At 71.7% G+C, this 25,488-nt stretch carries 18 protein-coding genes; 13 read left to right on the top strand and 5 right to left on the bottom strand.

What is annotated here, in order from left to right:
* The first annotated feature begins 178 nt into the window (after nt 1-178).
* Nucleotides 179-1,804 carry a glycoside hydrolase family 43 protein gene (locus Cs7R123_RS05910; protein ID WP_212824056.1) on the top strand — a complete coding sequence of 542 codons (1,626 nt, stop codon included), beginning with the start codon at nt 179-181 and terminating at the stop codon, nt 1,802-1,804.
* 242 nt (nt 1,805-2,046) lie between these two features.
* Nucleotides 2,047-3,240 carry an endo-1,4-beta-xylanase gene (locus Cs7R123_RS05905; protein WP_212824055.1) on the top strand — a complete coding sequence of 398 codons (1,194 nt, stop codon included), beginning with the start codon at nt 2,047-2,049 and terminating at the stop codon, nt 3,238-3,240.
* 43 nt (nt 3,241-3,283) lie between these two features.
* On the opposite strand, the gene Cs7R123_RS05900 is transcribed toward Cs7R123_RS05905, so the two are convergent.
* Nucleotides 3,284-6,535, bottom strand: coding sequence for a tetratricopeptide repeat protein (locus tag Cs7R123_RS05900; protein WP_212824053.1), 3,252 nt, complete (start codon nt 6,533-6,535; stop codon nt 3,284-3,286).
* A 483-nt stretch (nt 6,536-7,018) separates the two neighbouring features.
* Between Cs7R123_RS05900 and Cs7R123_RS05895 the strand changes: the two genes are divergently transcribed.
* Together Cs7R123_RS05895 and Cs7R123_RS05890 are read left to right on the top strand one after the other, a co-directional pair.
* Nucleotides 7,019-8,065, top strand: a complete 1,047-nt coding sequence (locus Cs7R123_RS05895) for a polysaccharide deacetylase family protein (RefSeq protein WP_212824051.1) — start codon at nt 7,019-7,021, stop codon at nt 8,063-8,065.
* A gap of 78 nt (nt 8,066-8,143) precedes the next feature.
* Nucleotides 8,144-8,854: a polysaccharide deacetylase family protein gene (locus Cs7R123_RS05890; RefSeq protein WP_212824049.1), complete on the top strand. Its 711-nt coding sequence runs from the start codon at nt 8,144-8,146 to the stop codon at nt 8,852-8,854.
* Nucleotides 8,855-8,903: 49 nt separating this feature from the next.
* Here the strand turns inward: Cs7R123_RS05890 and Cs7R123_RS05885 are convergent, their stop codons facing one another.
* The 3 genes from Cs7R123_RS05885 to Cs7R123_RS05875 are packed head-to-tail and all read right to left on the bottom strand — an operon-like array spanning nt 8,904 to nt 13,615.
* Nucleotides 8,904-10,115 carry a sugar MFS transporter gene (locus tag Cs7R123_RS05885; protein WP_212824047.1) on the bottom strand — a complete coding sequence of 404 codons (1,212 nt, stop codon included), beginning with the start codon at nt 10,113-10,115 and terminating at the stop codon, nt 8,904-8,906.
* A 9-nt stretch (nt 10,116-10,124) separates the two neighbouring features.
* The gene (locus tag Cs7R123_RS05880) at nt 10,125-11,720 is read right to left on the bottom strand and encodes a GMC oxidoreductase (protein ID WP_212824045.1); all 1,596 of its coding nucleotides are present in this window, start codon (nt 11,718-11,720) and stop codon (nt 10,125-10,127) included.
* A 2-nt stretch (nt 11,721-11,722) separates the two neighbouring features.
* On the bottom strand, nt 11,723-13,615 hold the full coding sequence (locus Cs7R123_RS05875; protein WP_212824043.1) for a glycoside hydrolase family 15 protein: 1,893 nt from the start codon (nt 13,613-13,615) through the stop codon (nt 11,723-11,725).
* Nucleotides 13,616-13,756: 141 nt separating this feature from the next.
* On the opposite strand from Cs7R123_RS05875, the gene Cs7R123_RS05870 reads away from it, so the two are divergent.
* The 9 genes from Cs7R123_RS05870 (at nt 13,757) to Cs7R123_RS05830 (ending at nt 24,995) form a co-directional block, all read left to right on the top strand.
* The gene (locus Cs7R123_RS05870) at nt 13,757-14,707 is read left to right on the top strand and encodes a DUF389 domain-containing protein (RefSeq protein WP_212824041.1); all 951 of its coding nucleotides are present in this window, start codon (nt 13,757-13,759) and stop codon (nt 14,705-14,707) included.
* 127 nt (nt 14,708-14,834) lie between these two features.
* Complete coding sequence (locus tag Cs7R123_RS05865) at nt 14,835-16,121, top strand: NAD(P)/FAD-dependent oxidoreductase (protein ID WP_244871636.1); 1,287 nt, start codon at nt 14,835-14,837, stop codon at nt 16,119-16,121.
* 65 nt (nt 16,122-16,186) lie between these two features.
* Nucleotides 16,187-17,797, top strand: a complete 1,611-nt coding sequence (locus Cs7R123_RS05860) for an FAD-dependent oxidoreductase (protein WP_212824037.1) — start codon at nt 16,187-16,189, stop codon at nt 17,795-17,797.
* Nucleotides 17,798-17,812: 15 nt separating this feature from the next.
* The gene (locus tag Cs7R123_RS05855; RefSeq protein WP_212824036.1) at nt 17,813-19,036 is read left to right on the top strand and encodes a cytochrome P450; all 1,224 of its coding nucleotides are present in this window, start codon (nt 17,813-17,815) and stop codon (nt 19,034-19,036) included.
* A gap of 46 nt (nt 19,037-19,082) precedes the next feature.
* Complete coding sequence (gene zwf, locus Cs7R123_RS05850) at nt 19,083-20,489, top strand: glucose-6-phosphate dehydrogenase (RefSeq protein WP_212824035.1); 1,407 nt, start codon at nt 19,083-19,085, stop codon at nt 20,487-20,489.
* Between the two features lie 104 nt (nt 20,490-20,593).
* A complete protein-coding gene (locus tag Cs7R123_RS05845) occupies nt 20,594-21,991 on the top strand; it encodes a cytochrome ubiquinol oxidase subunit I (RefSeq protein ID WP_212824034.1) in 1,398 nt (465 codons plus the stop codon).
* Nucleotides 21,988-23,031 (top strand): cytochrome d ubiquinol oxidase subunit II, encoded by a 1,044-nt coding sequence (locus Cs7R123_RS05840; RefSeq protein ID WP_212824033.1) that lies wholly within the window; start codon nt 21,988-21,990, stop codon nt 23,029-23,031. Before Cs7R123_RS05845 ends, Cs7R123_RS05840 begins: the two co-directional genes overlap by 4 nt.
* Nucleotides 23,032-23,039: 8 nt before the next feature.
* A complete protein-coding gene (locus Cs7R123_RS05835) occupies nt 23,040-23,981 on the top strand; it encodes an AI-2E family transporter (protein WP_212824032.1) in 942 nt (313 codons plus the stop codon).
* Nucleotides 23,982-24,245: 264 nt separating this feature from the next.
* Nucleotides 24,246-24,995 carry a TIGR03089 family protein gene (locus Cs7R123_RS05830; protein ID WP_244871635.1) on the top strand — a complete coding sequence of 250 codons (750 nt, stop codon included), beginning with the start codon at nt 24,246-24,248 and terminating at the stop codon, nt 24,993-24,995.
* A 6-nt stretch (nt 24,996-25,001) separates the two neighbouring features.
* Here the strand turns inward: Cs7R123_RS05830 and Cs7R123_RS05825 are convergent, their stop codons facing one another.
* On the bottom strand, nt 25,002-25,481 hold the full coding sequence (locus tag Cs7R123_RS05825) for a cupin domain-containing protein (protein ID WP_212824031.1): 480 nt from the start codon (nt 25,479-25,481) through the stop codon (nt 25,002-25,004).
* Nucleotides 25,482-25,488 lie beyond the last annotated feature (7 nt).

Below are 25,488 nucleotides of genomic sequence, written 5' to 3'. Positions count from 1 at the left end.
TTCAGCATCGAGCCGGTCGTTTTCAAATGATGGCGGGCACGTTACGACCCTTGTACGCCAACGGTCAAGGGCTGTTGCGGCGCGGGCTTGGGCGCTATGGTGGCCGAGAATTCCGAGCGATCATCCCCGAAACTTCCGGGGACTGGGCCGGAAGTGGGACTGCCAGAGGAGATTCAGCATGTCGACCGACTTCGCAGACGTGGTGACGGCCGCGCGGTCCATTCGCAACCCGGTCCTGCCCGGGTTCCACCCGGACCCGTCGATCCTGCGCGTGGGCGACGACTACTACCTGGCCACCTCGACGTTCGAGTGGTATCCCGGCGTACGCGTGCACCACTCCCGCGACCTGGTCCACTGGCGCCCCCTGGGCGGCATCATCGACCAGAAGCGGCTACTGGACCTGCGCGGCAGCGGCGACTCCAACGGCGTCTGGGCACCAGACCTGTCCTGGCACGACGGCGTGTTCTACCTCGTCTACAGCGACGTCGCCAGCTTCGCCTCCGGCTTCTGGGACCCCCAGAACTACCTCACCACCGCCACCAGCATCGACGGCCCGTGGTCGGACCCGGTCAAGCTCCACTCCCACGGCTTCGACGCGTCCCTGTTCCACGACCCCGACGGCACCACCTGGCTCCTGGCCATGTCCGCCGACTGGCGCCCGGGCCGCGACCGATTCGCCGGCATCGAAATCCAGCGGTACGACCGCACCCGCAAACGCCTGGTCGGCAACGCGCAGACGATCTACACCGGCACGGCGGCCGGCCTGACCGAAGGCCCCCACCTCTACCATCACGACGGCTGGTACTACCTGCTCACCGCCGAAGGCGGCACCAGCTGGCAGCACCAGGCGACCATCGCCCGCTCCCGCACCCTCCACGGGCCCTACCTCGCCGATCCGCGCGGTCCTCTGCTCACCTCGCACGGCCGCCCCGACCTGGCCCTGCAGAAAGCCGGACACGGCAGCCTCGTCCAGACCCAGACCGGTGACTGGTACCTCGCCCACCTCGTCGGGCGCCCCTACACCCCGCTGGGCAACTGCGTCCTCGGCCGCGAGACCGCCATCCAGAAGGTCGACTGGCCCACCGGCGGCTGGCCGTCGATCCCCGGCGGCATCCCCGCCGACGAAGTCCCCGCCCCCGACCTGCCCATCCACGAGTGGCCGCCGGAGCCCGCCACCGATCACTTCGACGCCGCGACCCTCGGCCCCGCCTGGTCCACGCTGCGACGGCCGGCCACCCCCGACTGGGTCGACCTCACCAGCCGCCCCTCCCACCTGCGCATCCACGGCGGCCAGTCACCCGTCGGCAGACAGGCCCCCAGCCTGGTCGCGCGTCGGGTCGGCTCGGTCCACTGCTCACTGGAAACCGTGATCGAGTTCGACCCCGCCGACCACCGCCACCTCGCCGGCATCACCGCCTACTACAACACCGCCAACTGGCATCACGCCTACCTCACCCGCAACGACGACGGCCGACGCACCCTCGAACTCCTCACCAGCAACCACGGCCGCCTCACCACCCATCCGCAGCTGACCGTCGACGCCACCAGCGCCGACCGGGTCGGGCTGCGCGCCACGTTCGACGGCCCCGCCGTCTACTTCGCCTACAACCTCGGCCACGGCTGGCACGACATTCCGCACCAGTTCGATGCCACCATCCTGTCCGACGAGCACGCCGCCACCGTCATCGACGGCGAACCCGCCGCCTGGGGCTTCACCGGCGCCTTCCTCGGCCTCTGGGTCCAAGACCTCGGCGCCGACGGCATCCACGCCGACTACGACCACGCCACCTACCAAGAGCACTGACCCCCGCCTTACGCACCGACCCACCCCGGACCTGGACCCACCCCAAGATCGGCCAAGTTGCCCGGCAAACGGCCGAAAACAGGGCACTCAAACGCCCGATCGCCCGGCAACTTGGCCGATCTTGGAGCAACGGCGGGCACCTCGCGTACCTGCACCAACGCCGTACCGGAGCGGAATCCGCCGCTCCGAGCGGGCGTTCGTTCGCGCAACCCGACGCGCAGTCAACCAGGAAGGACCCTTCCATGAACGTCAGACGGTGGTTCACCGTCGGCGCCGTCGCCCTCGTGGCAGCCGGTGCTCTCAACGCCATGCCCGCCACGGCCGGCCACATCCCGGACCCGGCCGACCAGAGCCTGCGTACCCTCGGTATGCGGCACGACCTGTACATCGGCACCGCCGTCGACATGGCGGCCCTCGACGACCCGGCCGACCCGCAGTACCGGGAGAAGGTCGCCTCGGAGTTCTCCACGGTCACCGCGGAGAACGTGATGAAGTGGGAGAGCCTGGAGCCCACCCGAGGCACGTACGACTGGGCGGCGGCCGACCAGCTGATCGCCTTCGCGAAGCAGAACAAGCAGCTGGTGCGCGGCCACGTGCTCGTGTGGCACAACCAGCTGCCGAGCTGGCTCACCGCCGGGGTCGCCGACGGCACGATCAGCGACGCCGACCTGCGAGGCATCCTGAAGAACCACATCACGAACGTGGTGCGGCACTTCAAGGGCAAGATCTGGCAGTGGGACGTGGTCAACGAGGCCGTCAGCGACCCGTGGGACAACCCGCCGACCCTGCACTACAAGGGGTTCTGGGCCGAGCACCTGGGCGAGGGCTACGTCGCCGACGCGTTCCGCTGGGCGCGGGCGGCCGACCCGAAGGCGCTGCTGTTCTACAACGACTACAACATCGAGGCGTTCGGTTCGGGCGACCCGGCCAACGACAAGACCCAGTTCGTGTACGACATGGTCAAGGGCCTGCGTGACGCGGGCGTGCCGATCGACGGCGTGGGCAGCCAGGGCCACCTGGGCACCCAGTACGGCAACTACGACACGTTCCAGGTGGCCGACGCGCTCAAGCGCTTCACCGACCTGGGGCTGGCGACGGCGTTCACCGAGGTGGACGTGCGCAGCCAGTTGACGGACAAGGTGCAGGCGGGCGACTCCAACGAGGTCAACCCGCGGCTCCAGGCGTCGGCGTCGAACTTCAGCGTGCTGCTCCAGGCGTGCCTGGCCAACCGGCACTGCCTGTCGTTCACGGTGTGGGGCTTCACCGACAGGCACTCGTGGGTGCCGACGTGGTTCAAGGACCCGCCGGAGGGCCTGGCCACGCTGTACGACGAGAACTACCAGCCCAAGCGGGCATACCAGATCGTGAAGGCGGACCTGGTGTTCGCCGGTGCGCCGTACGTGCTGCCGCGCATCGCGCAGAAGCCCCGGCGCTGACCCGGGTGGCGGCGGTGGGGCCGGACCGGTCCCGCCGCCGCGTTCACGCCGGGGCGAGCTGCGCCAGTTCGGCGGCGATGCGGGAGGCGTCGCGCGACCCTAGTTCGGCGTACAGCGCCAGCGCGGCGCGCAGATGCTCGCGGGCCGCCCCGGCGTCGCCGAGGTCGAGCGCGCACCGGCCCGCACCCTCCTGGCCACGGGCCCGCTCGACGCGGCTGTCGACCTCGGCGGCCGGCCGCAGCGCCAGTTCATGCTGTTCCCGGCCCTGCCGCGGCCGCCCGGCGGCGCGGTGCAGCTCGCCGAGGCTGTTGCGCACCTCGGCCTCGCCGAGCCGGTCGCCCAGATCCTGGAACGTTGCCAGGGCCTGGTCCAGGGCGGGCTGCGCCTCGGCGAACGTGCCGAGGCCGGACCAGGCGCGGCCGAGGCAGGCCAGGCTGGTGGCCTCGCCGTAGCGGTCGCCCATGTCCCGGTAGATGCCCAGCGCTTCGCGCAGCGCGGTCAGGGCGGCGTTCGGGTCGCCCGCCTGGCGGTGCACGTCGCCGAGGCAGGTGAGCACGTTGGCGGTGCCCAGCCGGTTGCCGAGTTCGCGGAAGACCGACAGGGCCTGTCGCGCGGCGTGGACGGCGGCGTCGTGCTCGCCGGTCATGCGGTGCAGCTCGGCCAGGTAGGTCAGGGCGTTCGCCTCGCCGAGCAGGCTGCTCAGCTCGCGGTACCGGCCGAGGGCCTGTTCCAGCACCTGGGCCGCACCCGGGTAGTCGCCGCTGAGCTGGCGTACGTTGCCGAGGTTGAGCAGCGCGTGGGCTTCCCCGAGGCGGTGGCCGAGCACCCGGTAGCGCCCGAGGGCTTCGGTCAGGGACCGGTCGGCGGCGGCGTAGTCGTCGACGAGGTACTGCACCACGCCCTGGTTGGTGTACGCGCCCGCCTCACCGAGCGAGTCGCGCAGGTCACGGTAGATCCGCAGGGCGTCGGCGGCGGCCTGGGCCGCTTCGGGGAAGTCGCCGGTGAGCTGCCGGACCATGCCGAGGTAGGACCGGACGTTGGCTTCGCCGAGCCGGTCGCCGCCGGTCAGACACTGCCGCAGCGCCCGCTCCAGCAGCGCGGTGGCAGTGGCGTAGTCGCCGGTCAGGTAGCGGATCACGGCGAGGTCGAGCAGCGCCGCCGCCTGCGCGACGCCGTCGCCGAGCCGGGTGGCGGCGGCCACGGCCGCGGTGTGCACGTCGACGGCCTGGTCCCAGGGGCCGTCGCTGTGCAGGAGGTAGGCCAGGCCGGCGGCGATGCCGACGTAGCGGGCGTCGTCGCCGGTGTCGGCGGCGTGCGCGAGCGCGGCCAGCAGGTTGGCGCGCTCGGCGCGCAGCCAGGCGACGGCCTGTTCGTGGCCGGTCGGCTCGGGCACGGTCACGGGCGCGGGCGGCACGGTCGCGGCGGTCGGGCGTACGTGCCTGGTCAGCTGGCTGTCGGCCCGGGTGGCGGTGTAGCGGTGGTAGTCGAGCAGGCGCCGGTCGGCGGCGGCGCCGTCCGCGGCGGTGTCCTCGGCGGCGGCCAGCTCCGCGGCGTACCGGCGCATCAGGTCGTGGATGGTGTAGCGGCCCGGCTTGTGCTGGCTGATCATGCTGGCCTGCGCCAGTTCGGCCAGCAGCGGGCGGATCCGGCCGAGCGGCAGGTCGGCCAGGTTGGCCGCGGCCGGGGCGGTGAGGTCGTGCCAGGGACGGCGGCCCAGCAGCCGGAACAGCCGGGCGGCGGCGGGGCTGAGGCGATGGTAGGACAGCCAGAAGACGCTGCGGATGTCGACGGCGGTGTCGTCGGCGGACCAGCCGGTCAGGCCGGGCCCGTCGTCGCGCAGCTGCGCGGCGAAGACCGACAGGTCGAAGTCGGGGTGGGTGGCGGCGCGGGCGGCGACGATCGCCAGCGCGAGCGGGAGCCCGCCGCAGCGGGCCACGATCTCCTGGACGCCGGCCTGGTCGGCCCGCAGCCGGCCGGGGCCGAGGCGGGCGGCGAGCAGCAGTTCGGCGTCGGCGGCGGTGAGCGGTGCGACCCGCAGGGGATAGGCGCCCTCCGAGACGATCAGGCCGGGCAGCTCGTCCCGGCTGGTCACGATCGCCATGCAGGTCGGCGAGCCGGGCAGCAGGGGCCGGACCTGGTCGGCGTCGCGGGCGTTGTCGAGCACGACGAGCACGCGCCGCTCGGCCAGCAGGCTGCGGTACAGGCTGACCTGCGCGTCGTGGTCGGCGGGGATGCGGGCGGCGGGCACGTCCAGTGCTTCGAGGAAGCGCTGCACCGCCTCCCCGGCGGGGGTGGGGCTGTGGGTCGGGTCGTATCCGCGCAGGTTGGCGTAGAGCTGCCCGTCGGGGAAGTGGGCCAGGACGCGGTGCGCCCAGTGCACGGCCAGCGTGGTCTTGCCCACGCCCGCGTTGCCGGACAGCGTCGCCACGTACATGGCGGTGGGGTGGGCGTCGGCTTCGGCGCGCAGCCGGTCGAGGCGGTGGAGCAGGTCCTGGCGCCCGCTGAAGCCGTTGACGTCCAGTGGCAGCTGCGCGGGGATGCGGCGGGGCGCGGGTGCGGGGGCGGGCTGCTCGCGGTCGCCGCGCAGGAGCTGCCGGTGTACGCGGGCCAGGGCCGCCCCCGGGTCGCTGCCGAGTTCGTCGGCGAGCCGCCGGCGGATCAGCCGGTAGTGGGCGAGGGCGTCGGCGGGTCGGCCGCTGCGGGACAGGGCGTGCATGAGCTGTGCGGCGATGCGCTCGTCGAGCGGATGCGCGTCGGCGGCGGCGGTGAGCCGGGGCAGCAGCCGGGCGTGCTGGCCGCAGCCGAGGGCGACGTCGTTGCGGTCGAGTTCGGCCGCGCGCTGCTGCTGGTGCAGGGTCTCGCGGACGCCGTTGAGCCAGGGGGTGTCCAGCCCGGTCAGCGCCGGTCCGGTCCACAGGGCGAGGGCCTGCTCGAACAGGTCGAGCGCGCCGGGTCCGGCGGCGGCGCGGGCCTGGCCGACCAGGTGGTGGAACCGGTGGAGGTCGAGGGCGTCCCGGTCGACGGCCAGGCGGTAGCCGCTGCGGCCGCGTTCGATGCGCGAGCCGCCGTCGGCCAGCACGGTACGCAGCCGGGACAGGTAGCTGTAGAGGGCGGCCCGGCGTTCGCGGGTGGGTCCGGCCCAGACCCGCTCGGTGAGGGTGTCGGCGGAGACGCTGTGACCGGCCTCGACGAGCAGGACGGCCAGCACGCACCGCTGCCGGGCGTGCCCGAGGTCGAGCGGCTGCCCGCCGCACCGGGCGGTGACGTCGCCGAGCAGCGTGAACTCCACCGCCATGTGCACCCCAGAACCCCGACTGATCGAAAGATTCAAGGTTCTCACAAGATTTCGGTATGGTCGCGCCGTCATCCTCGGAACTGATCCGGTTCCGGTCTCGGCGACGGCGTCCGCCCCAGGTCCCAGCGTGGGCGCCGTCGCCGTTTCTGCTGTCCGCCCCGCGATGTACGCCGGGCTTCTTGCGGAATCTTTCATACAGCACTGCCGATCAGCGCCAGATTACGGGCGTGCGCGCGTGCTTCATGAACCGTATCAGTGCAGTACAGCAGCCATTTTAGGCGATCTGCACGGACCGAAACTTTTCCGGAAGTTGTTGACGGTGTTACGGCGACGTGCCCAAAATGATGACCGCGAATCGAACGATCCGCCCTCCACAAAGGAATCGGCAGCTCCGCCCGGCTGCCGACCTCGTCCGGCGCGGCGGCTCCCACTGGCCGCGCCGGACGCGCCCACGGAACTCCCTCACTGCCCGAGGAGGTACCCATGTCATCCGTACGACCTCTGCGCCGCCGCGCGCTCGCCGCGCTCACCACCGCTGCGGCCGTCGCCGCGGGCGCGGTCGCGGTGCTGGCCGCAGCCAGCCCGTCGGCGGCCGCGAACACCTGCAGCGCCGGGTACGTCGCGCTCACCTACGACGACGGCCCGATCGCCGGCAGCACCACGAACCTGATCAACGCGCTCACCTCGAACGGCGTCCGTGCGACGTTCTTCGACATCGGCCAGAAGGCACAGGCCAACCCGTCCCTGGTGCAGGCGCAGAAGAACGCGGGCATGTGGATCGGCAACCACAGCTGGACCCACCCGCACCTGACGCAGCTGTCCACCGCCCAGATCACGTCCGAGATCAGCCAGACCCAGCAGGCGATCCAGCAGGCCACCGGCACCGCTCCCAAGCTGTTCCGGCCGCCGTACGGCGAGACCAACGCGACGCTGAAGTCCATTGAGGCGCAGTACGGCCTCACCGAGGTGCTGTGGAGCGTCGACAGCCAGGACTGGAACGGCGCCAGCACCGCCCAGATCGTCCAGGCCGCGAGCACCCTGACCAACGGCGGCGTCATCCTGATGCACGACGGCTACCAGACCACGGTCAACGCGATCCCGCAGATCGTGGCGAACCTGAACAGCCGCAACCTGTGCGCGGGCATGATCTCCACGGCGACCGGCCGGGCCGTGGCCCCCGACGGCACCACCCCGCCCAGCGCCAGCCCGTCGCCCGGCGGAGGCGGCGGCAGCTGCACCGCCACCTACCGGGAGACGCAGCGGTGGGGTGACCGGTTCAACGGCGAGGTGACGATCCGCGCCGGGTCGACCGCGATCACCAGCTGGACCGCGACCGTGACGGTGCACGCGCCGCAGAAGGTGTCGACGGTGTGGAACGGCAGCCCGAGCTGGGACAGCAGCGGCAACGTGATGACGGTGCGCCCCAGCGGCAACGGCAGCCTGCCCGCCAACGGGTCCACCACGTTCGGGTTCACGGTCATGGCCAACGGCCAGTGGGCCGCGCCGACCGTTTCCTGCCGTACCCCCTGATGAACTCGCCCGGTCGGCGGTCCGGTCCAGGACAGCGGATCGCCGGCCGGGCGCCCTCGCCGACGAAAGGCCGACCACATGTTCCTGCCGAACCGGGGCCTGTCGCGCACCGCGATCGCGCTGGGCGCGCTCAGCCTCGCGCTCGGCGCGGCGAGCCCCGCCGCAGCCCATCCTCAGGCCACCGCCGACATCGTCGACACCGCGCGCGGGAACGGCGACACCGTCAGCTTCACCTTCGACGACGGCCCGAACCCGGCCGACACGCTGCGGCTGCTCGACGTGCTGCGCCGCCACCACGTCAAGGCGGTCTTCTGCCTGTGGGGCGACCATGTCGTCGAGCACCCCGACGTGGTGCGGCGCATCGTCGCCGCAGGCCACACCCTGTGCAACCACAGCATGCACCACGACGACCTCAGCGTCCTGACGCCGGCGCAGATCGAGGCGGACCTGGCCGAGACCAGCGCCGCGATCCGCCGGGCGGTGCCGGGCGCGCGCATCCCGTACTTCCGCGCCCCGTTCGGGGCCTGGGGGCAGGCGCCCGAGGTCGCCGCGCGCCTGGGCATGCAGCCGCTCGGCTGGCGGCTGGCCATCACCGACTGGGAGCCGCCGGGCACCGACGTCCTGGTGCAGCGGCTGCGCGACGGCATCACCCCCGGCGCGGTGGTGCTGATGCACGACGGCGGCGGCGACCGCAGCCAGACCGTCGACGCCGTCGACCGTGTCATCCCGGAACTGCGCGCCCAGCACTGGCGCTTCACCCTCCCGCAGCCCCCCGGCCACGCCGCCTGATGCCGCGTCCGGGCGCGGACGGCCCTGCCCACCGCCCGCGCCCGGCCGCTCAGTGGGCGTGGTGGGGGTTGGGGCGGGGGTGGAGGGTGGTGGGGGAGGGGGCGCGGCGGGCTACCGCGAACGAGAGCAGGCCCAGCAGCAGGGCGATCAGCGAGGTCACCGCGTACACGGTGGGCAGGGTGATGCCCGCCGCGAGCACGGGGCCGACGCCGAAGGCGGCGATGCCGTACCCGAGCTGGTAGAACGCGATGACGCCGCCCGCGACCGACCCGGAGAACCCGGCCAGCTCCGACTGGCCGAAGCTGATGGTCAGCGGCAGCAGCGCCGAGCAGCCGATGCCCGCCATCGCGAACGCCAGCACCGCCAGCGCCGGCTGCCCGGCCGGCAGCAGCGCGATCAGCACGAACACGGCCGCGAGCAGGAACGGCAGGCTGTGGTACACCGTCCGGGGGCCGATCACGCTCTGCGCGGCGGCGAACCCGACCCGGCCGAGGGTCACCATCGCCCAGAACGCGGTCAGCGACAGCGCGGCGACGGTGGCCGAGGCGCCGAGGCTGCCGGTGACGTCGAGGGTGGCCCAGTTGCCGTTGACGGTCTCGCAGACGCCGTACGCGACGGCGAAGCCCGCGTAAACCCAGAACCGCGCCGGGACCGCCGCGCGCCCGTCCGTGGCCGCCGGGGTCGCCGCGGTGCGCATCGCCAGCGGCAGGCTCACCAGCAGCAGCCCGACCAGCAGCAGCGTCGACAGCACGGGCAGGCCCCACCAGAACCCGAGCCCGACGAACAGCGCCACGAACACCGGCGCCAGCGCGGTGCCCAGGCCCAGCAGCGCGTTGAGCACCAGCACCGCCGAGTCGACGCTGCCCGGATGGAACGCGGCGGCCAGCGAGTTCAGCGCCGGGACGGTCAGCCCGAACCCGGCGCCCAGGGCCGCGGTCGCGGCCAGCAGCAGCGGGTACGCCGCGGCCTGGTGCATCACCGGGATGCTGGCCAGCAGCAGCGCCATGGACAGCAGCGAGCAGGCCAGGCCGGTCAGGTACACCGGCTTCGTGCCCCAGCGCCGCGACAGCCACGCCCCGACCAGCGACGCGGTGATGGCCAGCACCACCTGCGGCAGGAACATGGCGCCGTAGCGGCTGGTGGACAGGCCGTACTCGGCCGGGTCGGTGAAGATGGTGCTCGCCGCCGGGATGGTGACGAGCACGATGCCCTGCACGACGCCCGCGACGTCGACGACCAGCCCTTCGGTGCGCGAGGCCATGGCGCCGGCTCAGCGGGCCTGGTCCGGACCGCCCGCGGTCGTGGCGACGGATTGGACGCCCAGGCGTTGCAGCAGGTGGTCGCCGACGCGCAGCGCGTTGGCCATCGCGGTCAGCGCCGGGTTGACCGCGCCGATGCTCGGGAAGCAGCTGGTGTCCACGATGTACAGGTTGTCCAGCTCATGGGCCTTGCAGTTCGCGTCGAGCACGGAGCTGTTCGGGTCGGTGCCGAACCGGCAGGTGCCCGCCTGGTGGGCCACGCCCGCGATCGGGATGTCGCTCTTCATGTACGCGAACCGGTGGATCAGGTGGCCGGAGTGCATGCCCAGGTGGCCCAGCATCGACTTGAGCTGCCGGTACAGCCGGTCGGCTGCGGTCGGGTTGCTGTTGCGGTAGGTGAGCTTGATGTTGCCGTCGGAGCTGAGCGTGACCCGGTTCTCGGGCAGCGGCAGGTCCTCGGTCGACAGCCAGAAGTCGACGGCGTGCCGGGCGACGTCGGCCAGCGCCCAGGTCGGGGCCAGCTTGGTCGCGAGCGGCTTCTCGCCGCGGAACATGTCGGGCTGCGACTTGCCGATCATCTGGATGTTGCCCATGGGGTAGTCGAAGTCGGGCCCGCGGAAGTAGAAGTCGTTGACGCCCAGCGTCTTCTGGAACACGGTCGGGTTGGGCTCCTTCGACAGGGCCAGCACAGCCTGGCTGTCGTGGAACATGTAGTTGCGCCCGACCTGGTCGGAGCCGTTGGCCAGCCCGCGCGGGTGCTGGTCGGTGGCCGAGGCGAGCAGCAGCTTGGCCGAGTTGGCGGCACCGGCAGACAGCACCACGATGTCGGCGCTGTAGCGCTCCTCGTGCCCCTCGTGGTCGACGACCACGGTGGTCACGGCGGTTCCGGCCGCGTTCGTCTCCAGCCGCACCACCTCGGCGTGGGTGAGCAGCTCGACGTTGGGCTGCTGGAGTGCGGGGCGTACGCCGAAGACCTCGGCGTCGGACTTGGCATGCAGCGGGCACGGGAACCCGTCGCAGCTGGCGCACCGTACGCACACGCTGTAGGGCATGTTCGTCTCGGTGAGCCGGATGCCGCACGGGGCGTGGAACGGGTTGTACCCGGCCGCGGCCAGGTCGTCGGAGAGCTGCTGGATGCGCGGCTCGTGCGACACCGCCGGGAACGGGTAGGGCGCGCTGGCGGGCGGCTCGGTCGGGTCCTCGCCGCGCGTGCCGTGCACCTGGTACATCTGCTCGGCCAGGGTGTAGTAAGGCTCGATCTGGTCGTACGTGATGGGCCAGGCCGGGGAGACGCCGTCGTGGTGCTGCAACTGGCCGAAGTCCTCGCGGCGCAGCCGGTACAGCGCGGCGCCGTACAGCTTGGTGGCGCCGCCGACGAAGTAGTGCACCTGCGGCTGGAACGGCTTGCCGTCCCCGGTGTACCAGGTGTCGGCCGAGATGTACCTGTTGTCGATGAAGACGTCGGCGGCGCTCCAGTTCGCCGGTTCGCGGGGCAGCCAGTCGCCGCGCTCCAGCAGCAGGATGCGCTTGCCCGACCCGGCCAGGTGCCGGGCGAGCGTGCCACCGCCCGCCCCGGTGCCGATGATGATGACGTCGTAGCTGTCCACGGCTATAGCTCCTCGAGTATCTCGGCCAGGATGATCCGCCCGGCGGCCTCGATGAGCGCCAGGTGGGAGAACGCCTGCGGGAAGTTGCCGAGGTGGCGGCCGGATTCGGTCTCGAACTCCTCGGCGTACAGGCCCAGCGGCGAGGCGACGGCTAGCAGCCGCTCCATCATGTCGCGGGCGCGGTGCATGTCCCCGACCGCGGCCAGCGCCGACACCAGCCAGAACGAGCAGATGAGGAAGGTGCCCTCCTTGCCGCTCATGCCGTCGTCGGTCTCGTCGGTGCGGTAGCGCAGGACGAACCCGTGCTCGCTCAGCTCGTCGGCGATGGCCGTCACGGTCTTGCGCAGCCGCTCGTCCTCGGGCGGCAGGAACCCGAACAGCACCGCCAGCAGCGTGGAGGCGTCCAGCGAGTCGGTGGCGTAGTGCTGGCGCAGCACGCCGCGCTCGCTGACACCGTGGGCCAGGATGTCCGCGCGGATCTCCTCGGCCACCGCGCGCCAGGCCTTGCTCTGCTCCTGGTCGCCGCGGATGTCGGCCAGGGTCGCAGCCCGGTCCAGGGCCACCCAGCACATCAGCTTCGACGACACGTAGTGCTGCGGATCGCCGCGCGCCTCCCAGATGCCCTGGTCGGGTTGCTTCCACACCTTGATGGCGCATTCGGCCTGGGACTGCACGATCGGCCACAGCCGCCGGGGCAGGCGGCGGCTGTGCCGGGTGTGCAGCAGGATCGAGGCGAGTACGGCGCCGTAGACGTCGTTCTGGCGCTGGTCGAACGCGCCGTTGCCGACGCGCACCGGGCGGGCGCCGTCGTAGCCGGACAGGTCGTCGCGGGTGGTCTCGGGCAGGTCGCGGCGGCCGTCGATGCCGTACATGATCTGGAGGGAGCCGTCCTCGGTCGCCTCGACGTCGGCGACGAACTGCATGAACTCGTCGGCTTCCCAGTTGAGGTTGAGCCAGTGCAGCGCCTTGAGGGTGAAGGTGCTGTCGCGCATCCAGGTGTAGCGGTAGTCCCAGTTGCGCTCGCCGCGCGGCGTCTCGGGCAGCGACGTGGTGAGCGCGGCGACGGTGGCGCCGGTCGGCATGTAGGTCAGGCCCTTGATGACCAGGGCGGAGCGCTGGAGCGGTTCGCGCCAGCGGTGGTCGGGCACGCGCGCCCCGGCCAGCCAGGTGCGCCAGTAGTCGGTGGTCGCCTCGATCATGGCCTGGGCCTGCTGCTCGTCGGGCACGCCGGTGGTCGACGAGCCCCAGGACAGCGCGCAGTAGGCGCGCTCGCCGGCCTGCAGCACGTGCCTGCCGCGGACCCGGCTGCCCTCGATGCCCATCGCGAGGTCGGAGCGCAGGCGCAGGGTCTGGCCGGGGCCGGTGGTGGCGGCCGAGGAGCAGTCGCCGTCGGCCAGGGTCCATTCGGCGGGCGTACGGCCGTAGTCGAACACCGGTTCGCAGATCAGCTCCAGCTCGACCTGCCCCTTGAGGCACTGCGCGGTGCGCACCAGCACGTGGGCGGCGTCGTAGTCGGCCGGTGGCCGGGTGTGCGGGGTGACCTCGCAGTCGCCGGAGCGCTCGGTGACGATCAGGGCGTCGGTGATCAGCAGCCAGCCCGACGGGGTGCGCCACGTCGTCTCCAGCACGTTGGTGCCGGGGCGGTAGAACCGGGCCGTCGGGTGGGCGATGCCGTACGGCGCGAACCGGAACGTGCCCGCCTCGCGGTCCAGCAGGGCGCCGAAGACGCTTGGGGAGTCGAAACTGGGCACGCACAGCCAGTCGACCGAGCCGTCGGCGGCGACGAGCGCGCCGGTGTGGCAGTCGGACAGGAAGGCGTACTCGGCGATCGGCGGGAAGGGCGAGACCGCTCCGGCGCTCGGTGGTGCGTCGGCGACCGTGTCGACAGCGGTCATGACTTCGCCCCCTGCCTGGCGTTATTCATGCGCACGGCGCCAGCGTATGACCGAGCGTGTGTCGACAGTGACGGATTGCTGATTCCGATACCCGGCGGCGGGCTAGCGTGGGACACGCGGAACCGTCGCTGGAGGCTGGCGTTGGACTTGATCCATCTGCGGCTGGTGAGCCCGCCGGGGCGGACCGGTCAGATCATGGCCCTGCTCGCCGCCGATGCGTGCACGGTGAACGTGGCGCTGCATCGTGCGGCGGTCACCGACCCCACCGCGGACCTGGTCGAGTGCGACGTCGTGCCGGGTGGCGTGGACTCGGTGCTGGCCGGTCTGCGTGACCTGCAGGTGCACCGGTACGGGTCGCTGAGCGCCCAGCCGGTGGCGCTGACCGTCTCCGACCGGGCCGAGGCCGCCGCGGCGGCGCTGCCCCGTGCCATGGCGCGGGGGCCGGTCTGGGCGGCGGTCGAGGCGCGCATCGCCGCCGACGCGACCTACGCGCCCAGTTTCTACCTGTACCTGGTGATCGCCGGGGTCATCGGCGCGGTGGGCCTGCTGACCAACTCGCAGATCCTCATCGTGGCGGCGATGATCCTCGGGCCGGAGTACGGCGCGATCGCGGGCGTGACGCTCGGGCTGGACCGCCGGGCCGGTTGGCGGGTGCGCCAGGGGCTGCTGGCATTGGCGGCAGGTTTCGGCCTGGCGATCGTCGCGGCGTACGCGTTCACCCTGGTGGTGCGCGGTCTGGCCATGATTCCGCCGGCCTACGCCGCAGGGGTGCGGCCGGTCTCGCACCTGATCGACACCCCGGACTTCTTCTCGGTGGTGGTCGCGGTGCTGGCCGGCGTCGTCGGGATGGTCGCGCTGACCCACATCCGCACCAGCACCCTGCTCGGGGTCTTCGTCTCGGTCACCACGATCCCGGCCGCCGCCGACGTCGGGGTCGCGCTCGCGACGGGCAGCCTCCGGGCCGCGCGCGGTTCCCTGCTGCAACTCCTGCTCAACATAGTGCTGCTGGTCGTGGTGGGCTTCCTGACGCTGCGGGCACAGCGCGCCATCTGGGCCCGCATCACCCGCAGGACCGCATCACGCCGTTCCTGATACTCAGCCTGATTTGCCGAGCTTCATATGATCTGCGGTTTTCATCCTCAACGGTGTGTGACGATGACCTGCGGGGGCGGAGGCATCGCCTCCCCGGACTCAGCACGGGGCGATGATGGATGCGGACGTGAGAGTGGTCATCGTTGGCGGCGGTTTCGCGGGCGTCGCCTGCGCGAAGCGGCTGGCCAACGAGTCGGGCGTACGGGTCGATCTAATAGACCGAGCTGGATACCACCAGTTCCAGCCCCTGTTGTACCAGGTGGCCACTGCGGAGCTGACCTCCGAGGACATCCGGTTCGACCTGTGCCGCCTGTTCCGGGACAGTCCGAACGTCACCGTACGCAAGGCGGTGGTGGCCGCCGTCGACCCGCAGGCCCGGACGGTCACGCTCGACGACGGGCAGGTCCTGGCAGCCGACCACCTCGTCCTGGCCGCCGGTGCCCAGCCCAACTTCTTCAACACCCCCGGCGCGGCCGAGCACGCGTTCCCGCTCTACAGCGTCGATGACGCCCAAGCCGTACGCGGCCGCATCCTGACCATCCTGGAGGACGTCAAGCAGCGCCCGGAGCTGGTGGAGCAGGGCGCGCTGAACTTCGTCATCGTCGGCGGCGGGCCGACCGGCGTGGAGACGGCCGGTGCGCTCGGCGAACTCATCCACGACGTGCTGCCGCACGCCTACCGGGGCCTGCCGCTCGATCGTGCGCAGGTGATCCTGGTCGATGCCGGTCCCGCCCTGCTGACCGCCTTCTCCGCTCAGGCGGGTGGCTACGCCGCCACGCAGCTGCGCAAACGCGGCGTCGAGCTGCGGCAGAACACCAGCGTCAAGCAGATCGACCCCGATCAGGTGACGCTGTCCGACGGCGAAGTGATCAAGACCAGGCTGGTGGTCTGGGGCGGCGGTGAGAAGGCCGCCGCCGTCGCCGCCACGGGCGGCCTGCCGACCGGCCACGGCGGCCGGGTGACCGTCGGCGGCGACCTGACCGTGCCGGGCTTCCCGCACGTGTACGCCCTCGGCGACGTCGCCAACATCCCGTCCGGCGACGAGCCCGCGCTGCCGCAGCTGGGCAGCGTCGCGCAGCAGTCGGGCCGGTGGGCCGCCGACAACATCCTGGCCGAGGCACGCGGCAAGACACCGCACCCGTTCCACTACCGGGACAAGGGCATCATGGCCATGATCGGCCGGAAGGCGGCGATCGCCGAGGTCGGCGCCCACCGTCACGAGATCCACGGAGATTTCGCGTTCGCCGCCTGGCTGGGTGTGCACATGCAGCTGCTGGACAGCATCGGCGCGCAGCTCAAGGCGTACGCGGCCTGGGCACAGGAGTTCTACCTGCGGCCCGACCACCGCTCGGCCGAACTGCTGGAGCCGTCGCGCGTCGACAGCCCCCGCATCGACTGGGACCAGAAGGGCTGACGGTCGGCGCTGCCACACCTCACCCGGCGAACACGTCGACATCACACGGCGAAAAGGACTGCGACATGCGTGTAGTGGTGGACCTGACGAAGTGCGAGGGGTACGCGCAGTGCGCGTTCCTGGCGCCGGAGGCGTTCCGGATGGTCGGCGACGAGGCGCTGATGTTCGACCCGTCGCCGCCCGATGAGCTGCGGGAGAAGGTGCTGCGGGCCGCCGCGGCCTGCCCGGTGCAGGCGCTGCAGGTCGACATGGCCGATCTGCCGCCGCAGCCGCAGGCCGAGACGACGGCGGTCCACGGCGACGACCGGCTGCGGCACGACGGCCGCGTCGTGATCGTGGGCGCGTCGCTGGCGGGGCTGAAGGCGGCCGAGCAGTTGCGGGCCGAGGGGTTCGCGGGCTCGCTGACGATGATCGGCGACGAGCCCGAGGAGCCCTACGACCGGCCCCCGCTGTCCAAGCAGGTGCAGACCGGCTGGGTCCATTCGGCCGACACCACGCTGCCGCGGCGCCGCGAGATCGACGCCGAATGGAAGCTCGGTGTCGCCGCGACCGGCCTCGACCTCGACCGCAACGTGGTGACCCTGGCCGACGGGCAGGAGGTCGGGTTCGACCGGCTGCTCATCTCCACCGGCGTACGGGCCCGGCCCTGGCCCATCCCGGAGGAGGCGGCGCTGGACGGCGTGTTCACCATCCGCACCCGCGCCGACGCGTCCGGGCTGCGCGAGCGGCTGATGAACAAGCCGTCGCGGGTGCTGGTGATCGGCTCGGGCTTCACCGGCTCCGAGATGGCCTCGGTCTGCGTGGAGCTGGGCATCCCGGTGACCGTGGCCGAGGCGGGGCCCGCCCCGCTGTCCGGGGCGCTGGGCGGCGTGATCGGCCGCATCGCCGGCGGCATCATGCGCGAGCACGGGGTCGACCTGCGTACCAACACCATGGTCACCTCCCTTCAGGGTGAGGACGGCAGACTGCGGCGGGCGCTGCTGTCGGACGGCACCACCATCGACGTCGACGTGGCCGTGGTCGCGCTGGGCGGCATCCGCAACGTGGAGTGGCTGGAGAACTCGAACCTGGCGGTCGGGGTGTGGGGAGTGGCCTGCGACGCGGGCTGCCGCGCGTTCGACGCGAACGGGCTGGTCACCGACGACGTCTTCGTCGCCGGGGATGTGGCGCGCCAGCCGCAGCCGATGTTCGGCTACCAGTTCCTGGCCATGGAGCACTGGGGCAACGCGGTCAGCCAGGCCGAGGTCGCCGCGCACAACATGATCAGCAGCGAGAGCGACCGCTGGCCGCACCTGGAGGTGTCGGCGTTCTGGTCGCTCCAGTTCGGCAACAACATCAAGTCGGTGGGCGTGCCGACCTTCGCCGATCAGGTCGCGATCACCCAGGGGTCCGTGCACACCCGGCAGTTCGTCGCGGCGTACGGCTACAAGGGCCGGATGGTCGGCGCGGTCAGCTGGAACCAGGGCAAGTGGCTCGACTTCTACGAAGACCTGATCGAGCAGGCTGCCCCGTTCCCGCCGCCGTACGAGATGACGAACCCGCCCGAGGACCGCACCCCGGTGCCCGCCGAGTTCCCCGAGCGCACCTACCCGGGCCGGGAGGCCACCGTCGTGGTCACCGGCCACGACCCCAGCGAGCGCCGGGCCACTCTCGTCCGCAACGCCCGCCGACGCTGAGCAGGAGCGACCGCGATGACCGAACCGAGCCTCTACGACGAGATCCTCGACTACGCCAACCGGGCCAACCCGTGGCCGCTGTACGAGAAGCTGCGCTCCCAGCCGGTGTGGCAGGAGGCCGACGGCACCTTCGTGGTCAGCACCTATCGCGAGGTGCTCGCGCTCCAGCACGACCCGCGGCTGAGTTCCGATCCGAGCAATCTCCTGCCCGAGTTCGCCGCCATGCGCCCGCCCGCTGAGGCGGGCGGAGGGGCGACGGGCTTCATCCGCACGGATCCGCCCCGGCACGACGTCCTGCGCCGCATCGCCATGCGGCAGTTCGGGCCGCCGCACCGGCCCGACTACGTCGACAGTTTCGTGCCGGCCATGCAGGGCATCGTCGGCAAGCTGGTCGACAAGCTGGCGGACAAGCAGGAGGCCGACGTCGTCGACGACGTGGCCTACCCGCTGCCGGTGGCGGTCATCTGCCGGATGCTCGGGGTGCCGCCCGAGGACGAGCCCACGTTCAGCGCGTGGGTGGAGCCGATCGTCAACTCGCTGGGCAATCCCACGCCGGAGCAGTTGAAGGAGCGCGGCGACGCGGTCCAGGCGATGGCGAACTACATGTTCGAGCTGGCGCAGCGCCGCCGGGCCGAACCCGGCGACGACATGATCTCGGGGTATGTCCAGGACGACGGCCCGGACGGGCGGCTGGAGGGCGCCGACCTGTTCGGCACGCTCGTGCTGCTGCTGATCGCCGGGCACGAGACCACCGTCAACCTGATCACCAACGGCTGGCTGACCCTGCAACGGCACCCGGACGTGCTGCAGCGGCTGCGCACCGAACCCGACTTCAGCATCCGGCTGGTCGAGGAGCTGCTGCGCTACGAGCCGCCGGTGCACATCCTGCCGTTCCGGACCGCGACCGACGACATCGAGCTGGGCGGCGCGACCATCCGCAAGGGACACCCGATCTCGGTGATGCTCGCCTCCGGCAACCACGACAGCACCTGCATCCCGCACGCCGACCGCTTCGACCCCGACCGGCGCGACAACGTGCACCTGTCGTTCGCCAGCGGGGTCCACTACTGCTTCGGCGCGCCGCTGGCCCGGCTGGAGGCCCAGCTGGCCCTCACCGAGCTGGCCAGGCGGCTGGACAACCCGCGCCTGCTGGCGGACCCGCCGCCGTACCGGCCCAGCCCGGTGCTGCGCGGGCCCGTCCACCTGCCGATCGCCTACGACGGCGTCAGCCCGGCCTGACCCGGGCACACCTCGAACCCTGTCCGAGCCAGAAAGGCTGACCGCCATGACCGCACCAGCGGCACCGGCCGCGGCACCGGCCGACGTCTTCGTCATCTTCGGTATCAGCGGCGACCTCGCCAAGGTGATGACGTTCCACTCGCTGTACCGGCTGGAGGCGCGCAACCTGCTGGACTGCCCGATCATCGGGGTCGCCGCCGACCCGTGGACCGAGCAGGACCTGCGCGAGCACGCTCGCGCCGCGATCGAGGGCAAGGGCGACAAGGTCGACGAGGACGTGTACGAGCGCCTGATGGGCCGCATGTCCTACCTCGCGGGCGACTTCGCCGACCCCGGCACGTACGCCGGGGTCGGGGCGGCGATCGGCGACGTGCGCACCCCGGTGTACTACCTGGAGATCCCGCCGTCGCTGTTCGGGATGGTCATCAAGGGCCTGGCCGACGCGAAGCTGGTGCGCGGGGGCCGGGTGGTGGTGGAGAAGCCGTTCGGCCACGACCAGCAGTCCGCGCGGGCGCTGGCCGACGAGCTGCACCAGTACATCGCCGAGCCGCAGCTGTTCCGCATCGACCACTTCCTGGGCAAGATGGGCCTGGACGAGCTGCTCTACCTGCGGTTCGCCAACACGTTCCTGGAACCGGTGTGGAACCGCAACTACGTCGACTCGGTGCAGATCACGATGGCCGAGGACTTCGGGGTCGAAGACCGGGGCCACTTCTACGATCCGGTCGGCGCACTGCGTGACGTGGTCGTCAACCACCTGATGCAGGTGGTGTCGGCGGGGGCGATGGAGGCCCCGGCCGGACCGGACCCGGACACCATCAAGAACGCACAGGTCGCGCTGTGGAAGGCGGTCAACACCGCCGCCCCGGCGCAGTACGTGCGCGGCCAGTACGAAGGCTATCTGGGCATCGACGGGGTCGCGAAGGACTCGGCTACGGAGACGTACGCGGCGCTGCGACTGGACATCGACAACTGGCGCTGGTCGGGGGTGCCGTTCTTCATCCGTACCGGCAAGTGCCTCTCGACGACGCAGACCGAGTTCCGGCTGATCTTCAAGAAGCCGCCCCGGCTGGGGCTGCGGCTGCCGTTCGAGCGCAAGCCGGAGACCAACGAGATCGTGGTGCGCCTCGATCCCGGCACGGGCATCCGGTACTGGTTCGACGCCAAGCGCGCCGACTCCGCCGAACCGCAGGCCGTCAGCGCCGACGTCGAGTTCGCCCGCGAGGGCGGCGAGGGAGCCACGCCGTACGAGGTGCTGCTCCAGGCGGCGCTGGTCGGCAACAGCATGCGGTTCACCCGGCAGGACGGGGTGGAGGAGACGTGGCGGATCATGCAGCCGCTGCTGGACTCGCCGCCGCCGGTGCACCCGTACGCCAAGGGCGGCATGGGCCCGCAGGCCGCCGACGCCCTGGTCGCCGAGGTCGGCGGCTGGCGCGACCCCTGGCTGTCCTGACCTTTCCGCTGTCCTGACCTTTTCCACCACATGGCCATCTCTGTCCGCCTAACGCCGATATCGTGAGGCTATGGGCGAATAATCGCCTGAGGACGGGGGAGACCATGCGTGACTGGCTGCTGTCGGACCAGCCCGCGCAACTGCTGCCGGCGCGCCAGCAGATGGCACTGACGCTGATGTTCCACATCGTCTTCGTGCCGCTCGGGGTCGCGCTGCCCACGCTGATGCTCATCGCCCACCACAAGGGCCTGCGCCGCGACGACCCGGTCGCGCTGCGGCTGGCCCGCCGCTGGTCGCACGTCGCCGGGCTCACCTTCGCCGTCGGCGCGGTGTCGGGCACCGTGCTGTCGTTCGAGATGGGCCTGCTGTGGCCCGGCCTGACCGGCGTCTTCGGCGACGTGTTCGGGCTGCCGTTCGCGATCGAGGGCATCGCCTTCTTCCTGGAGGCGATCCTGGTCGCGATCTACATCTACGGCTGGCGGCGCCTGAAGCCGTGGACCCACTTCAAGCTCGGCCTGCCGATCCCGTTCATCGCCCTGCTGGGCATGTTCTCCATCATCTCGGCGAACTCGTGGATGAACACCCCGGCCGGGTTCACCATGGGCTCCGACGGCCGCCCCACGAACATCGACCCGATCGCGGCGATCATCAATCCCGCGCTGCCGTACGAGTTCACGCACTTCCTGCTCGCGACGTACATGGCCGCCGGATTCCTGGTCGCCTCCGTGTACGCGGTCGGCTGGCTCAAGGGCCGCCGCGACCGCTACCACCGGCTCGGCTTCCTCATCCCGTTCACCGTCGCCGCGATCGCCACGCCGCTGCAGTTCATCGCCGGTGACACCATCGCCCGCTGGCTGCCCACGGCCCAGCCGGCGAAGTTCTCCGCGATGGAGGTGGTCACCCAGTCCGGCACCCACCAGCCCGAGGTCATGTTCGGCCGGTACGACCCCGCGACCAACACCGTCAGCGGCGGCATCAGCATCCCGGACCTCAACTCGATCCTGGTCGGCTTCAGTCCGAACACCTACGTGCAGGGGCTGAACGCGGTGTCGCCCGCCGACCTGCCCTCCAACATCAACATCGTGCACTGGGCGTTCGACATCATGGTCACCATCGCGTCGCTGCTGATGGTGCTGGCACTGTGGTACGCGTTCCTGTACTGGCGCAAGCGCGAGGTCCCGAGCAGCAGGCTGTTCCTGTGGTGCGCGATCGCGGCAGGTCCGCTCACCGTCCTGGCGGTCGAGTCGGGCTGGATCGTCACCGAGGTCGGCCGCCAGCCGTGGATCGTCTACAACGTCATGCGGACCTCGCAGGCCGTCACCGACTCCGACGGCGTCTGGGTCAGCCTCACCGTGGTCGCCCTGCTCTACCTGTTCCTGGCCGCCGCCACCATCACCGTGCTGCGCGCCATGGCCCGCCGCTGGCGGGAAGCCGACCACGCCGACGACACCGCCGCCGTGTACGGCCCCCGCCCCGGCCTCGACCGGAGCACCGCCGCATGAGCACCGCGGGAGCCGTCGCCGCGGTCCTGGTCATCGCGATCACCCTGTATGCCTGGTCCGGCCTGGCCGACTACGGCGCCGGGCTCTGGGACCTGCTCGCCGGCGACCGCGACAGCGGCCGCCGCCCCCGCCAGCTCATCGACACCGCGGTCACGCCGGTGTGGGAGGCCAACCACGTCTGGCTGATCTTCATCGTGATCCTGACCTGGACCGCGTTCGGGATCGCGTTCGCCTCGATCATGACGACGCTGTTCATCCCACTGTGCCTGGCCCTGCTGGGTGTCGTGCTGCGCGGGGCCAGCTTCGCGCTGCGCAAGGACGCCGCCCGTGCCGGACGCCGCCACCTGGCGGGCTGGCTGTTCGGCCTCGGCTCGATCCTCACCCCGTTCTTCCTGGGCGCCGTGCTCGGCGGGATCGTCGCCGGGCGGGTCCCGGTCGGCAACGCCGCGGGCAACGAGATCACCAGCTGGTGGAACCCGGTCTCGGTGCTGACCGGCGTGCTCGCGGTGGCCACCGGCGCGTTCCTGTCGGCCGTGTACCTGGTCGCCGAGGCCCGCCGCCGCGACCTGCCCGACCTGGAGCGCTACTTCTGGACCCGGGCCGTGGTCATGGCGGTGGTCGGGCTGGCCGTCGGGCTGGCCGCCGCGATCGCGCTGCGCGGCGACAACCGGCAGATGTTCGACCGGCTCGTGAGCCGCAGCATCCCGTTGCTGCTCATCGGTGTGATCGCGCTGGGCGCGACGATGTGGCTGGCCCGCCGCGCGGTGGTGCGCGGGCTGCGCGTGGTCGCCGCCGCCGGGGTGGCCGCCCTGATCTGGTCCTGGGCGGTGGCGCAGGCGCCGTACCTGCTGCCGTTCACGCTCACCATCGCCGACGGCGCGGGCGCCCCCGCGACGCTGCGCTGGCTGCTGATCTGGGCGGTGATCGCGCTGCTGCTGGTCGTCCCGGCCCTGGCCCTGCTGTACACCCTCGACCAGCGCACCACCGACCTCGGCGAGGACCCGACCACCTCCCGCCCCGAACCCGACCTGACCCGTTAGGCGAGCGCATGGACTCCCTGCGTACGACCGGCGCGAAAGCCTGGTCCCTGGTCGGCATCGGACTGGTGGCCGCCGCCGTCGTCTTCCTGATCATCCTGCTGAAACCGCTGGCCGTCGCGCTCGGCGCCGCGCTGTGCGTGTCGCTGGCCCTCACCCCCGCCGTGGACGCCCTGGCCCGGCGCGGGCTCAAGCGCGGCATGCTGGCCGGGCTGGCGATCCTGCTGCTGCTCCTGGTCGCGGTCGGGGTGCTGCTGCTCGTCGTCAAAGGCCTGGCCAGCCAGTGGAGCGAGCTGTCGGCGGCCCTGAGCAAGGGCGTCGCCCAGCTGCGCGACGTGCTCGCGTCAGTGGGCCTGGCCGGCTCGCTGGCCGAAGCGGCCCGCACGTCGGTGTCCACGCACGCGGCGAGCCTGATCTCCGGCCTCGGCCCGCCGCTGGGCAGCCTGCTCGGCGGCCTGGCGAGCCTGTTCATCATCGGCTTCGTCTTCCTGTTCACGACCTTCTTCATGCTCAAGGACGGCCCGGCCATGGCCCGCGCGGCGGTGCCGTGGGTGCCGCTGGGCCCGGCGTGGCTGGCCCAGATCGGGAAGATCATCCGGGGGTACGTCGTCGGGCTGACCCTGCTCGGCGCGTTCAACGCCGCCGTGGTGGCGCTGGGCGCCTTCGCGCTGGGCGTGCCGCTGATCGGCACCCTCATCGTGATCACGCTGCTCGGCAACTACGTGCCGTACCTGGGGGCGTGGGTCGCCGGGGCGTACGCGGTGCTCATCGCGCTGGCGGCGGGCGGCGCCCAGACCGCGCTGCTCATGATCGTGGTGGTGTGCCTGGCCAACGGCACCCTCCAGACCATGCTGCAACCCTTCGCGTACGGCGCCGCCCTGCGCATGCACCGCTCACGATCCTGCTGTCCACGGTCGTCGGCGGCCTGCTCGCGGGCATCATCGGCGTCATGATCGCCGCCCCCGTCGCCGCGATCATCCAGCACACCGCCCACATGCTCCGCCACCCCCCGCCGGTGGCCGGACCCAAGACCGGCCGAGTTGCCGGGCAATCGGGCGAATGAGGGCCCTTCTTTCCCACGTTTGCCCGGCAACTTGGCCGATCTTGAGGGTGTTCGGGCGAGCGTGGTGGAGCGGCCGGGGCTGTTGCGGTGTTGGGCGGGTGGGCGGGGGCGGTGGGCTAGGCTGGGTGCTCGTTCTCGCTGCCGGGAGGTCGCTGTGCAGGGATCGGGCGCCGCCGCCCTGGCCGCCACGGACGCCGTCGGGCGGCCGCTGCTGGTCTACCGGGACGAGGCCACCGGTGAGCGGATCGAGTTGAGTGCCGCGGAGCTGGCCGACGGGGTCGCCCGGACCGCGAGCCTGCTGCGCGACGGGTGCGGGCTCACCGCCGGGGATCGGATCGCGGTGCTGCTGCCGCCGCACTGGCAGACCGCCGCCGTGGTGCTCGGTGCCTGGTCGATCGGTGTCGCGGTGTCGTACCGGTCATGGGCGACCGCGGGCCTGGACGACCGCGGTGGCACCGAGCCGCTGGACGCCGTGTTCGCGGCCCGCGACCGGGTGGGCAGCTGGCTGGAGACCGTGCCCGAGGCGCGGCACCGGTACGTCCTCGGCCTCGGCGCCCGGGACGCCGCCCTGGCCGAGGTCCCGGACGGCTACCTCGACTACGCCGCCGAGGTGGGCCGGTTCGCCGCCCACACCCCGGCATACCGGTCGATCGCGGGCACCGATCCGGCCACCCCCGACGGCACGACCTTCCAGGAGTGGGCCAGGTTGGCCGGCGGCATCGCGCACTGGCTGGAGCTGCGGCCCGGGGACCGGCTGCTGGTGGACACCGCCAGGCACGCCGACCCGGTGAGCTGGCTGCTGGCGCCGCTGGCGGCGCGGGCGACCCCGGTGATCGTCGCGAACCTCGGCCCGGACGCGGTGGACCGGATCGTCGCGGCCGAGGGCGTCACCCGCGTGCCCTGACCGGGCTCAGCCGAGCTTCACCTGGTACTGGTCGTGCCGCGCCCAGAACTCGATCCATTCCTCCTCGCTGAGAGTGCGACCGGACGCCCCGATCTCGGCCAGCTCCCGGAAGAACGCCTCGCGCGGCGGCGCCGGTGCGAACAGCACCAGCATCGACGCGAGCTCGTCGGTGTCGTTGCGGAACCCGTGCGCCACGCCCTCGGGTACGTGCAGGAAGTCGCCGCTGCGCGCGGTGATCCAGTGCGCGCCGTCATAGAGGGTCAGCTCCCCGGAGGTGACGTAGAACGACTCCGAGAAGGTCTTGTGCAGGTGGGCGTCGGTGGCGCCGGTGCGCGGCGCCGCGACCCATTCGAACAGGCCGAACCTGCCCTGGGTGGCGGTGCCCGGGGCGATGAACCGGGCGGTGCTGCCCGTGCCCATGGTCACGCCTTCGATGCTGTCGGCGGGGTGGAACCCGGCTCGGGCCGGGGTGGCGAGGTCTGTCATCACTGCG

This window comes from Catellatospora sp. TT07R-123 (assembly GCF_018327705.1).
In the GTDB taxonomy this organism is placed as follows: Bacteria; Actinomycetota; Actinomycetes; order Mycobacteriales; family Micromonosporaceae; genus Catellatospora.
This window is presented reverse-complemented; position numbering and strand designations above follow the sequence as displayed.